The organism is Sulfurihydrogenibium yellowstonense SS-5, assembly GCF_000173615.1.
GTDB classification, from domain to species: domain Bacteria; phylum Aquificota; class Aquificia; order Aquificales; family Hydrogenothermaceae; genus Sulfurihydrogenibium; species Sulfurihydrogenibium yellowstonense.
In genome coordinates, this window is record NZ_ABZS01000028.1 from 1 (window position 1) to 12,070 (window position 12,070).

At 34.1% G+C, this 12,070-nt stretch carries 10 protein-coding genes and 1 pseudogene; 10 read left to right on the forward strand and 1 reads right to left on the reverse strand.

Annotated features, from left to right (window positions below; all coding sequences use genetic code 11):
• From SULYE_RS08310 to SULYE_RS01980, 10 genes and pseudogenes are all read left to right on the forward strand, one after another.
• Positions 1–185 (forward strand): annotated as a pseudogene (locus SULYE_RS08310) (hypothetical protein); the annotation flags it as partial.
• Between the two features lie 353 nt (positions 186–538).
• Positions 539–922 carry a hypothetical protein gene (locus tag SULYE_RS01940; protein ID WP_269479096.1) on the forward strand — a complete coding sequence of 128 codons (384 nt, stop codon included), beginning with the start codon at positions 539–541 and terminating at the stop codon, positions 920–922.
• Between the two features lie 31 nt (positions 923–953).
• Positions 954–1,997, forward strand: a complete 1,044-nt coding sequence (locus SULYE_RS01945; RefSeq protein WP_007545980.1) for an outer membrane beta-barrel protein — start codon at positions 954–956, stop codon at positions 1,995–1,997.
• Positions 1,998–2,825: 828 nt separating this feature from the next.
• The gene (gene acs / locus SULYE_RS01950; protein ID WP_007545981.1) at positions 2,826–4,718 is read left to right on the forward strand and encodes an acetate--CoA ligase; all 1,893 of its coding nucleotides are present in this window, start codon (positions 2,826–2,828) and stop codon (positions 4,716–4,718) included.
• 126 nt (positions 4,719–4,844) lie between these two features.
• Positions 4,845–6,230 (forward strand): OprD family outer membrane porin, encoded by a 1,386-nt coding sequence (locus tag SULYE_RS01955; protein ID WP_007545982.1) that lies wholly within the window; start codon positions 4,845–4,847, stop codon positions 6,228–6,230.
• A gap of 24 nt (positions 6,231–6,254) precedes the next feature.
• A complete protein-coding gene (locus SULYE_RS01960) occupies positions 6,255–6,569 on the forward strand; it encodes a DUF485 domain-containing protein (protein WP_007545983.1) in 315 nt (104 codons plus the stop codon).
• Positions 6,570–6,572: 3 nt separating this feature from the next.
• Complete coding sequence (locus SULYE_RS01965) at positions 6,573–8,306, forward strand: cation acetate symporter (RefSeq protein WP_007545984.1); 1,734 nt, start codon at positions 6,573–6,575, stop codon at positions 8,304–8,306.
• Between the two features lie 53 nt (positions 8,307–8,359).
• Positions 8,360–10,162: a putative nucleotidyltransferase substrate binding domain-containing protein gene (locus tag SULYE_RS01970; RefSeq protein WP_007545985.1), complete on the forward strand. Its 1,803-nt coding sequence runs from the start codon at positions 8,360–8,362 to the stop codon at positions 10,160–10,162.
• Positions 10,159–10,770: a 3'-5' exonuclease gene (locus SULYE_RS01975; protein ID WP_007545987.1), complete on the forward strand. Its 612-nt coding sequence runs from the start codon at positions 10,159–10,161 to the stop codon at positions 10,768–10,770. Before SULYE_RS01970 ends, SULYE_RS01975 begins: the two co-directional genes overlap by 4 nt.
• Positions 10,771–10,785: 15 nt before the next feature.
• Positions 10,786–11,163, forward strand: coding sequence for a PaaI family thioesterase (locus SULYE_RS01980; RefSeq protein ID WP_007545989.1), 378 nt, complete (start codon positions 10,786–10,788; stop codon positions 11,161–11,163).
• A gap of 242 nt (positions 11,164–11,405) precedes the next feature.
• On the opposite strand, the gene SULYE_RS01985 is transcribed toward SULYE_RS01980, so the two are convergent.
• Positions 11,406–12,070, reverse strand: a 665-nt coding sequence (locus tag SULYE_RS01985) for an EAL domain-containing protein (RefSeq protein ID WP_007545991.1), incomplete at its 5' end; no start/stop codon positions are given.

Consider the following 12,070-nt stretch of genomic DNA (forward strand, 5'->3'; position numbering starts at 1 on the left):
CAACTTCATCTACATTACCAAGTAAAAATTTTGGTAATGAAATAGATGCTCTCTACACTGTAAATTTAACAAAAAAGCTAAACTTCCTTGCAAAAGCTGCATGGTATAAGGGTAAAGACAACATGCCATCACCTTTTAAAAATGATTTAACAAAATACTGGATACAGCTTACCTATAGATATTAATCCCCATAGAAGAGGAGGGTAGCCCTCCTCTTTGTCCATCAATTCTTGACTTTCTCTACCTTCCGGAAGTGATATAACCTACAAAAATCAACGTTGTCATTCTGTAGCCGTTGGAAAAATCTTATACTTTTACCCAATTTCTCACTTAACACATACTTTATACCTCTAAAGTCTAAAATGTCATTCTGTAGCCGGCGAAGAATCTCCTACTTCAACCCTCTTCCTTTCAAGTAACAATAAAAGAGGAGATCCTTCGGACTAAAGCCATCAGGATAATGGACAAAAATAAACTCATTTTACACATACATTTATAAAACTTACAGGAATTTTAGAACACTCTTGGCTTTGTAGATATAATCGGTAGCATAGTGATAGGTTTAGCATCTGGTATAGTCGGTTTTATTGGTGTTTACTGGTTAAAATCTAAGTTAAAATACGATGATTCCTTAGATGCTTTTGGAGTGCATGGATTAAATGGCATATGGGGTGCAATTGCAACAGGTATTTTTGCTAATCCAAGCGTAAACTCTGCTGGAAAAGGTCTATTGTATGGCAATTCGGCACAAGTAATAGTCCAATTTGAAGCAGTTTTAGCTACAATAGTGTATACAGCAATTATGACAACTATTTTATACTTCATCACATCTGTTTTAACCGGTGGTGCAAGGGTTGACGAAGAAACTGAAGTTATCGGTCTTGATGAATCAGTTCATGGAGAAAGAGGCTTTGAAATCTAATAAAAATTTTAATTTAAAGGAGGTATTTGTCATGAAAAAATTAGCAGTACTATCAGGAGCAATCTTCAGCGTTGCAGTTGCAAATGCTGGACAGATTACTGTAGCAAACAGTGATATTAAGGTTGATGGAGCATTGACAACAGGCTATTTTACATCAAACAATACTGGTTCAAGTAATCATGACAGCTTTAAAGTATCTAACTTTATTCTTGGGCTTAGCTCTGATGCAAAAGATGGAGGAATTGGCTTTAATGTAGGATTTGGAACAGTATTACTTCCAACAGTTTATGATGGTGGATTGGTTGATAACAAAGCAATCATAAACAAAAGCTTTGGACCTATCTATGCAGTATTAAGCTATAAACCAATCAGCAGTCTAATACTTGATGCAGGATTACTTACAACAAACATTGGATACGAACTTGCAACATCATTTACAAATCCAAACATCACATACGGAGCTGTATGGTCTGCACAGCCGTTTATTTATCCCGGTGCAAGAATCACTTATGCGTTAGGAGATATTAAATTCTATGCAGAAGCAAACAAAGATAAAGGATATTCAGATGGAAGCACTTTACTTCCAACTTCTGGAGCTTATGCGGTAGGTTCTCTCGGTACACTTTATGGTGTTAATTATGCAATATCTTATTATGATTACACAGCATATAAAAACTTGGTAGATATTGTTCTTTCAAAATCTATTAACGATAATTTAGACGTAGGAATTAACTTTGACTATCAATGGTTAGATAGTACAGCAAAAGTTTCTGGACATGATAGTAAAGGCTACGGTATAGCTGGTTATATTATTCCAAAATCTGGTAATTTTTCTTTACCTGTGAGAATTGAGTATGTGAATGGTGGTTCTAAGGGAAAAGAAAGTGGTATCTATAGTAGTGCATCTAAAGCCTGGACTATTACAGCAACTCCAACATTTAGACCAACAAAAAACACATACGTTAAAACTGAAGTTTCTTATGTAGATTCAGATAACAAAATATTTAAAGATAGTTCTGGAAATCCAAAAGATACGAAAGTATCTGCTGCTGCTGAGTTAGGATTTTTGTTCTAACAAGCTTTAAGCTGTAGTCTGAAAAGTTTCCTCTTAAAAAGGTAGAAAGTGAGTAGAGGCAATTCAAGAATTACCCATACAATGAATAAGTGAGAATTAAAAGACGGAGATTCTTAGCTGGCTACAGAATGACAAATAATGTTATCTTTTCTTTAATGTTTATCATTCAACCTATTTTGTCATCCAGCAGCGTAGTGGAGGGTCTCATTTTTTAATGTTTTTTTGGAAATAGGAGATGGGAGATTCTTCGCCGGCTGCAGAATGATACCATTGAGTCGTTCCGTGTCATCCTGAGGACGAAGTCCGAAGGATCTTCTTTTTTTTGATTTTTGTCTTGAAAAGAAAAAACACGAGATTCTTCGCTTCGCTCAGAATGACAATGTTGGTTTTTTGGAACAGTCTCAATAATAGACAAGGCAATACCTTTCCGTACATAAGGATTGATTAGCAATAGACAAGAAGTGAGATTTTTATTTAATAGTTATTCATCACTTTTCACTTATTCCAAAGGGTTTAGTTTTACAAAAATTGCCAATTTCTCACCTCCAAGGTATTTTTAAAAATGCCTATTTATCAAAATCTTATGTTATTTTTTTAAATTTCTTAACATTTATTTCGTGTTAAATTGTTGCATAAAAAATATGTAATCAAACAGTGTTATATTAAAAAATAATTAAATTTTAATATTTTTTTAAACTAAAATATGATATATTATTACATTTAATAAAACAGTGTTTGAAAATTGTTAAAAAATTTGACAAACAATTTATTTTCAGTAAAATACTGTTTGATTTTAATAAAAATAACTCTGTTATAGGAGGTTTAAAAATGGAAAAGGCAGATTTACTTTTAAAAGTTGATGAAAAATACTATCCGCCAAAGGAGATAGTAGAAAATGCTTGGGTTAAGGATTATGAATCACTTTACAAGAAGTCTATCGAGAATAGAGAGGCTTTCTATGAAGAGATTGCCAACGAATTAGAATGGTTTCAAAAGTGGGATAAAGTTTTAGAATGGAACTATCCTTATGCAAAATGGTTTGTAAATGCGAAGACAAACATAACTTATAACTGTATAGACAGGCATGTAAAAAATGGCAAAAGAAATAAGGTAGCTTTTATCTCGGTAGATGAAGAAGGAAATGAGAGAAAGGTAACTTACGGTGAGCTTTTAGATTTAGTTAGCAGGCTTGCAAATGGATTAAAATCTCTTGGAATTAAAAAAGGTGATAGGGTTTCTATCTACATGCCTAACACTGTTGAAGCTGCAATAGCAATGCTTGCTTGTGCAAGGATCGGGGCTATACATAGCGTAGTTTTTGCAGGATTTAGCGAAGGAGCTTTAAAAATCAGAATAGATGATGCTAAGGCTAAAGCTGTAATTACTGCAACCTATACAAAAAGAAGAGGTAAAAAAATACCATTATTCCCAACAGTAAAAGAAGCAATTAGAGATTTAGATTTTGTAGAAAAAATAATACTTTGGGATAGAGATAACGAGCTTTCAGACGAGTATGAGGAGCATAACGTGGTAGATTTTTACAAACTTATCAAAAATTCATCAAAAGATTGTCCGCCTGAGATTCAAGACGCAGAAGACCCATTATTCATTCTTTATACATCAGGAACAACAGGAAAGCCAAAAGGTGTCCTTCATACAACCGGCGGATATATGGTTAATACATACATGACTTCAAAATATGTTTTTGACTTAAAAGAGAATGATATTTACTGGTGTACGGCAGACGTAGGTTGGATTACTGGTCATAGCTATATTGTTTATGGACCTTTGGCTAACGGTGTTACTTCAATCATGATGGAAGGTGTGCCGGTATATCCACATCCGGGTATTTGGTGGGAGTATGTAGAAAAGTATGGCGTTAACGTGTTCTACACAGCACCAACTGCCATAAGAATGTTAATGAGATTTGGAGATGATATACCGGCTAAGTATGATTTGTCAACACTGAAGGTTTTAGGTTCTGTTGGTGAACCAATCAATCCAGAGGCTTGGCTATGGTACTACAAAAACATAGGAAGAGGAAAAGCGGTAATCGTAGATACATGGTGGCAAACTGAAACAGGAGCTCATATGATTACAACAGTCCCAAGCTATCCTGCAAAGCCGGGCAAAGCTGGTAAGCCAATGTTTGGAATTGAAGTTGCAGTAGTAGATAAACAAGGAAATCCAATGCCACCAAACCAAGTTGGTCATTTAGTAATCAAAAACCCATGGCCTTCTATGCTTAGAACTTGCTGGGGAGAGCCGGAAAGATATGAAAAATACTGGAATGAGATACCCGGCTACTATTCAGCAGGAGACTTAGCTGCGATAGATGAAGAAGGTTATGTGATGGTTGTTGGTAGAGCTGATGATGTTTTAAGTGTAGCAGGACACAGAATCGGTACTGCAGAAGTTGAATCAGCTATTGTAGAAAACCATGCGGTTGCAGAAGCAGCTGTAATCGGTAAGCCAAACGAAATCAAAGGTGAATCTATCAAAGCGTTTGTAATCTTAAAAGAAGGATATGAGCCTTCAGAAGAGTTAAAAGAAAGAATTAAAGACACTGTAAGAGATGTTCTTGGACCAATAGCTGTTCCTGATGAGATTGAGTTTGTTGATAAATTACCAAAAACAAGAAGCGGAAAAATAATGAGAAGATTGTTAAAAGCAAGAGAACTTGGCTTAGAAATTGGCGATACTTCAACATTAGAAGAATAAGATTTTTCAGACGCCCTCCTTTCAAAAGGAGGGTTTTTTTATTGATTTTTAAAGCAAAATATAACAATGTTATAAAGATGGTATTAAAACGATGTTTTAAATAAAATTTTATAAAAGGAGGTTGACATGAAAAAAATACTTTTAGCAGCAGCATTGTTATCAGCCACAGCAAGCCAAACTATGGCAGCTAATGACCTTGAATCTGCATTCAAAGAATCAAAGGTTATGGGACAGTTTAGAGCTTTCTACATTGATAGAAATTACGACGGAGCTACCTTTAGTAGAAATGATAGGTCAGCTTTTGCAATTGGTGGAAAGTTTGGCTTTGAGACTGCAGCAGTAAATGGCTTAAAATTTGGAATCATGGCTTATTCTACAAACGGAATCAACACAAACAGAATGGGTGGAACTAATCCACACTTAGACCCTTCTTTATTTGGAAAAGATAGAAAAAGCGTCACTTATATCGGTCAGTTGTATTTAGATTACAAATACCAAAACACAGCTGTTAAGATTGGAAGACAAGAGATTAACACTCCAATGGCTGGCATGGACGATGCAAGAATGCTTCCAAACCTTTTTGAAGGTGCGTTAATCACAAATAAAGATATTCCAAAAACAACCATCATAGCAGGACACTTTTGGAATATGGCATACGGAACATTTGCAAACGCTTACTCTGCTTGTTCTTATTTAAGTTTACAATCAGGTTATGGTTGTGGTGGATATTCTGGATCAAATCTGAGTGCGAGTGGTTTAGGCTTAGCTAAGTATGACACAGGAAATTTCTTAAACATGGGTAAACAAGCTATTGGAAAAGCAAACGCCGGTGTTTCTGTGATTGCTGTAATCTACGAAGGGATACCAAACTTAAAGCTTCAGGCTTGGGACTACTACGCATGGGATATGCTTAACATTTTATACTTACAAGGTGATTATACGTTAAAACTATCTGATGTAAAAACTACATTGTCAGCTCAGTATATCAACGAAACAAACGTTGGAAACAACATTAAAAATGTATTTGGAAAAGAAGTTGGGGCAAATTTATTTGGTGCTAAGGTAAACTTTAATATTCCGGTGCCTGTAGTTGAAAACTTTAATCTTTATGCTGCATACTCTCAAACCGGAAAAGATGAAGGAAAACTTTTTAACGGTGGATTATTCACCCCATGGGGTGGAACACCTGGATTTGTACAAGGTACTGTTACAAGGCTTGGTTATGTAGCTGATACATCTGCATGGAAGGTTGGAACATCTTTTGACATAATCAAAGGATTAAACTTGCACCTTGCATACTCGTATTTTAACGTAGGAAGTAAAGCTGAGTATTATAAAGATTCATCTGGTAATTTTAAAACCCACGATGCTTCAGAAACAAACTGGGACTTAACATGGAAATGTAGATTAGTTAAAAACCTTGAATTAAGGGCAAGAGGAATTTACACATGGAACTTTGTGCCGGGTCAAAACTTTACAGAATACAGACTTATCGCAAATTATAATTTCTAATAATTTAAAAAGGGAGGTAAGGCTATGAACAAAGCATTGATTGAAAAAATCAAAAATGACCCAGATTTTCAAAAGCTTGTAAAGGAAAGAACAAGGATAATGATTATCCTAACATTGGTTGAGCTTGTAGTTTACTTTGGTTTTATCTTGTTGGTTGCATTTAACAAAGAGTTTTTAGCTCAAAAGCTTGGAGATAGTGTAATAACTATCGGCATTCCAATAGGAATTGGCGTGATCGTAATCTCGTTCCTTTTAACAGGTATCTATGTTTACATAGCTAACAAAGATTTTGATGAATTAACAGAAAAAATAAAGCAAAAGTATGTAAGGGAGGTGTAAGCTATGACTAAAAGGAGTTTAATGTTTTATCTGTTAAGTGTGGCTGTTGTAGGATTTGCCTTTGCAGCCGGCGGAGTAGAAGGACCGGTTCAAAAGCAAGCTGTAAATCCACTTGCAATAACGATGTTCATAATCTTTGTTGTTGCAACCCTTGGAATTACATACTGGGCTGCAAAAAGAACAAAAACAGCCAAGGATTTCTATACAGCAGGCGGTGGAATTACAGGATTTCAAAATGGTTTAGCAATAGCCGGTGATTTCATGTCTGCTGCATCTTTCCTTGGAATTGCCGGACTTGTTTATACATCCGGATATGATGGGTTGCTTTACTCTATCGGTTTCTTAGTTGGTTGGCCTATTGTTATGTTCTTACTTTCTGAGCCGCTTAGAAATCTTGGAAAGTATACCTTTGCAGACGTAACATCTTTTAGACTTGAACAAAGAAGAATAAGAATTCTTGCCGCAATTGGTTCCTTGTCTGTTGTAACATTCTATCTTATTGCACAGATGGTTGGTGCTGGTAAGCTTATACAGTTGTTGTTTGGTTTACCTTACTCAACAGCTGTTATAGTTGTTGGTTCATTAATGATAATCTACGTTGCGTTTGGTGGAATGCTTGCAACAACTTGGATTCAGATTATAAAAGCTATCTTACTACTTGGTGGTGCTTCATTTATGGCGTTTATGGTACTACTTCATTTTGGATTTAGCTTTGAAAATCTCTTCCAAACAGCTGTATCGGTTCACTCAAAAGGTGAAAAGATAATGGCTCCGGGTGGTCTTGTTTCTGACCCATTAAACGCTATCTCTCTTGGACTTGCTTTAATGTTTGGAACAGCTGGATTGCCACACATCTTAATGAGATTCTTTACAGTTCCTAACGCAAAAGAAGCAAGAAAATCGGTATTCTTTGCAACAGGCTTTATTGGATACTTCTACATCTTAACATTCATCATTGGATTTGGTGCTATTGCTTTATTCGTTCAACATCCAGAATACTTCCAAAATGCTAAACAAGTCGTTGTTGATGGAATTACTAAAATAGTTGATGCTAATGATCCTGCTAAAAACTTAATCGGTGATAAAAAGGCTCTTGTTGGCGGAGAAAATATGACAGCTATTCACTTAGCTGAAGCTGTTGGTGGACCTGCATTTATGGGATTTATCTCTGCGGTTGCTTTTGCTACTATCCTTGCAGTTGTAGCTGGTTTAACACTTGCAGGAGCTTCTACTGTATCCCACGACCTTTATGCTAACGTTTTTGCAAAAGAAAAAGATGAACAAAAAGAAGTTAAAGTTTCCAAAATAGCTACAATTATTATTGGTATCTTTGCAATCGTTCTTGGAATTGTTTTTGAAAAACAAAACGTTGCGTTCATGGTTGGTTTAGCTTTTGCAATTGCCGCATCTGTTAACTTCCCGATTCTTATCTTAGCTATCTATTGGAGAAATCTAACAACAACGGGTGCATTCTGGGGTGGACTTGCCGGCTTAGTTGTAGCTCTTGTTTTAATCGTTATCTCTCCAACAGTTTGGGTTGATGTACTGAAAAATCCAGAGCCAATCATAAAACTCAAAAACCCGGCTATCTTCTCAATGCTAACTACTTTTGTATTAACAATACTTATCTCTAAGCTTGACAGCAGCCAAAGAGCAAAAGAAGACAGAGAAGGATTTGAGTCACAATATGTTAGAACTCAAACAGGCATAGGAGCAGAAGGTGCTGTACATCATTAATTAATTTTTATGGTGGGCTTATCTGCCCACCTCTAACAAAAAGGAGTAAAACAATGAGCATCGTTGATATAGAGCTTTATCTAAAACAAATCTATCCATTTGAGCTTTTAACCAATCAAGAGCTATCGGAGATTGTAAATAACTTAGTCATTGAATATTACAAAAAAGGTCAAAAAATAGAAGATGTTGATAATTATCTTTATGTTGTTTTGAAAGGAGTAGTTGTTGAAAAAGATAGTCTTGGCAATGAGGTAGGATACTTTGGTCAAGGAAGTTTTTTTGATGTCAGCAGAGTGATTAACGGGTCTGAAAACATTTTTGAAGCCTTTGAAGAGAGTATTTTATACAAGATAGACAAAAAGATAATCTTAAAGCTTGTTAACGAAAATGAAAGATTTGGTGAGTACTTTAAAAAGTCTACAAAAGAAAAGCTTTCTTCAATAGCTTCAGAAAATCCGTACTTCTTTTTGAAAGTAAAAGAGATAGAGCTTCAGCAGCCGGTTATAGTATCAAAAGATACAACTATCTATGACGCAGTCAAAGAAATGACAGAAAAAGGAGCTTATTCGGTCATAGTTGATTTTAGAAATGGTGAGTATGGAATCATCACAGACTCAGACATAAGAAAAAAAGTTATACTTCAAAATATAAGTGCTTCTGAAAACGTTGAAAAAATAGCTACAAAGGGACTTATTACAATAAATGCAGATTCATTTTTATTTGATGCGATATTTTTGATGATTAAACATAACATTAAAAGAGTTGTTGTCGAAGAAAACGGTAAGATTATAGGCATTTTAAACGAAGTTGACTTGCTATCATTATACTCTAATCAGCCACAGTTTTTAGCTTTAAGAGTTGAAAGAGCAAAATCAATCAAAGATTTAAAAATCCTTTCAGATTCCATTGCAAGAACTGTAAAGATTCTTCACAAAGAAGGAATAAGAACAAGACATATTATGAAAATTGTTTCAGAGATTAACACAAGGATATTTAGAAAAGCATTTTTACTTACAGCACCGGTAGAGCTTTTAGACCATTCAAGCCTTATCGTTATGGGAAGCGAAGGAAGGCAGGAGCAGATTTTAAAAACAGACCAAGATAACGGTTTAATCCTTGAAGATGGCTATCAAAATCCAAATTTAGAAGCTATTTCCCAAAACTTTATAGAAGCACTAAAAGAGCTTGGCTATCCAGAATGTAAAGGAAATGTAATGATTACAAATCCATATTGGAGAAAATCTATAAGCGAGTTTAAAAACTCTATAATTGATTATGTAAATCATATCACGCCGGAAAATATGCTAAACTTAGCCATTCTCATAGATGCTAAACATATCATCGGAAGAGAAGACCTTTATAATGAGCTTATAGACTTTATGTTTTCAAAAATTTCAGATAATAAAACGTTTTTATCATACTTTGCACTTCCTACCATTCAGTTTAAAACACCACTGACATTTTTTGGCACTTTTGAAACAGAAAAGGGTGAACATAAAGGAGAATTAGACATAAAAAAAGGTGGTATCTTTCCAATCGTTCACGGCATAAGGTCGTTAGCAGTTGAAAACAAAATAAGAGAGACTAATACATTTGAAAGAATAAAAAGACTGTCAGAAGTAGGCATTTTTAACAGAGAGTTTGCATCAGAGCTTATAGAAGCATTAGAATTTTTCCTTACTTTAAGACTGAGAGAGAGACTAAGAAAGATAGAAATGGGCAAACAGCCGGACGATTATGTCAGCATCAACCTACTTTCAAACTTTGAAAAAGACCTTTTAAAGGATGCTTTTAAAATCGTAAACAAATTTAAAGATTTAATCATCAATCATTTTAAACTAAACTACATATCATGAATAGCATATTAGAAAAATTAAGCTTTTATTATAAGAAAAAACGATTAAAAAATCCAAATTATAGCTTTCTGTTTGAGGAACCACCGGAAAATGAGTATGTAGCATTCGATACAGAAACTACAGGTTTAAATCCAAAAGTTGATGATATTTTATCAATCGCAGCAGTAAAGATAAAAGATAATAAAATACTATTAAATGAAAGGTTTAACGTAATTGTTAGACCTGATAGAGAGATTATCGAAGATGCTATAAAAATTCACGGACTTAGAAAAAAAGACCTTGAATCCGGTATACCAATAGAAGAAGCAGTTGATAGGTTTGCACATTTTATAGGAAGTAGACCACTTGTAGGCTACTACTTAGAGTTTGACGTTGCAATGGTAAACAAATATTTTAAAAAACTCTCCGGAACAACATTGCCAAACAAACAGATAGAAGTATCAGCACTTTATTATGATTTCAAAATCGGCTTAATTCCACAGGGATTTGTTGATTTAAGATTTGATTCTATCCTCAAAGATTTAGACATACCTACCTTTGGAAAGCATGATGCTTTAAACGATGCCATCATGACAGCACTGATTTTTTTAAAGTTAAAAAATAAATAAATAGGAGCGTGTCTAATGAAAAAAGTCAAACTTCCTTTTTTAGAACATATAGGGGCTGTTATTGAAGATTTAGACCAAGGAATAGCAGTATTAAGCATAGATATTAAAGATTACCATTTACAACATCTTGGATACGTTCATGGTGGAGTTATATCTAGTTTAGCAGATAACACAGGGTGGTATGCAGTAATTTCAAATTTACCGGAGGATAAAACTTCTGTAACAATTGAGATAAAAATTAACTATCTAAAACCGGCAAAGGAAGGAAAATTAAAAGCGATAGGAAGAGTCTTAAAATTAGGTAAAAGCGTAGCCTTTGCAACGGTAGAGCTGTATTCAAACGATGACCTTGTAGCATATGCAACAGGAACCTATGCTATATTAACGATTTAGCAAGTTGAAAAACTTTGACTTTAGTTAATGATATAATCATATGTTAGATGATAAATTGGTGGTTTTTATAGAATATAAAAAAGAGCTCCTTCGGCTTACAGTCTCAGGATAACACGGAAAAGTGAACTTACTATAATTTTGGAACATTCTTGTGAATATCTTCAGAAAGAAATCGATAAATTTTACAAAATCTAAGAATAAATCCTTTAGACTTTGTCTCGCGAATCACTGCTACTCACTTTTTACTCCTTAACTTCCTTCTCCGGTTTTCCAAATAGATATCCTTGTAGATAATCTACACCAAGTTTTATAAGAACATCTTTCTCTTCCTCTAATTCAACCATTTCTGCCAACACTTTAATATTTTTATGTTTGGCAATTCTTATAATATTTTCAACTATAATTTGGTTGTCTAAATCTTGATGAATATTTGCGACTAAGGCACCATCTATTTTGATTATATCAACATTAAAATGTTTTAGATATACAAAATTAGAATATCCGGCACCAAAATCATCTATTGCGTATTTAAATCCTAAGGATCTTCCGTGTTGGATTGTTCCTTTTACATTTTTAAAATCTAAAATAGCTTCTTCTTCTGTTATCTCTAAATAAACATTTTCAGGTTTTAAACCATTGGATACGCAAAGGTTATATAGATTTTCTAAGTTTTTAGTTTTATAAATAAAATTTTTAGACATATTTAAGAATAAGCATTTATTCAATTTCTTTTCTGAAAGATACTTAATTGCTTTTTCTTGAATCATTTTATCTATCTCTTCAACAAGTCCGTACTTAATAGCATTATTTATAAATTGATATGCTGGAATGTATTTATTTTCTTTCTCATCGTAAATTCTCGCTAAAACTTCATAACCATATATATTTCCGGTTTTTGCTTCAACTA

Excerpts from the sequence above, each read along its gene's own strand:
- SULYE_RS01955 (WP_007545982.1), top strand. The coding sequence starts at position 4,845 with ATGAAAAAAATACTTTTAGCAGCAGCATTGTTATCAGCCACAGCAAGC.
- acs (WP_007545981.1), top strand. The coding sequence starts at position 2,826 with ATGGAAAAGGCAGATTTACTTTTAAAAGTTGATGAAAAATACTATCCG.
- SULYE_RS01965 (WP_007545984.1), top strand. The coding sequence starts at position 6,573 with ATGACTAAAAGGAGTTTAATGTTTTATCTGTTAAGTGTGGCTGTTGTA.
- SULYE_RS01970 (WP_007545985.1), top strand. The coding sequence starts at position 8,360 with ATGAGCATCGTTGATATAGAGCTTTATCTAAAACAAATCTATCCATTT.
- SULYE_RS01980 (WP_007545989.1), top strand. The coding sequence starts at position 10,786 with ATGAAAAAAGTCAAACTTCCTTTTTTAGAACATATAGGGGCTGTTATT.
- SULYE_RS01945 (WP_007545980.1), top strand. The coding sequence starts at position 954 with ATGAAAAAATTAGCAGTACTATCAGGAGCAATCTTCAGCGTTGCAGTT.
- SULYE_RS01975 (WP_007545987.1), top strand. The coding sequence starts at position 10,159 with ATGAATAGCATATTAGAAAAATTAAGCTTTTATTATAAGAAAAAACGA.
- SULYE_RS01960 (WP_007545983.1), top strand. The coding sequence starts at position 6,255 with ATGAACAAAGCATTGATTGAAAAAATCAAAAATGACCCAGATTTTCAA.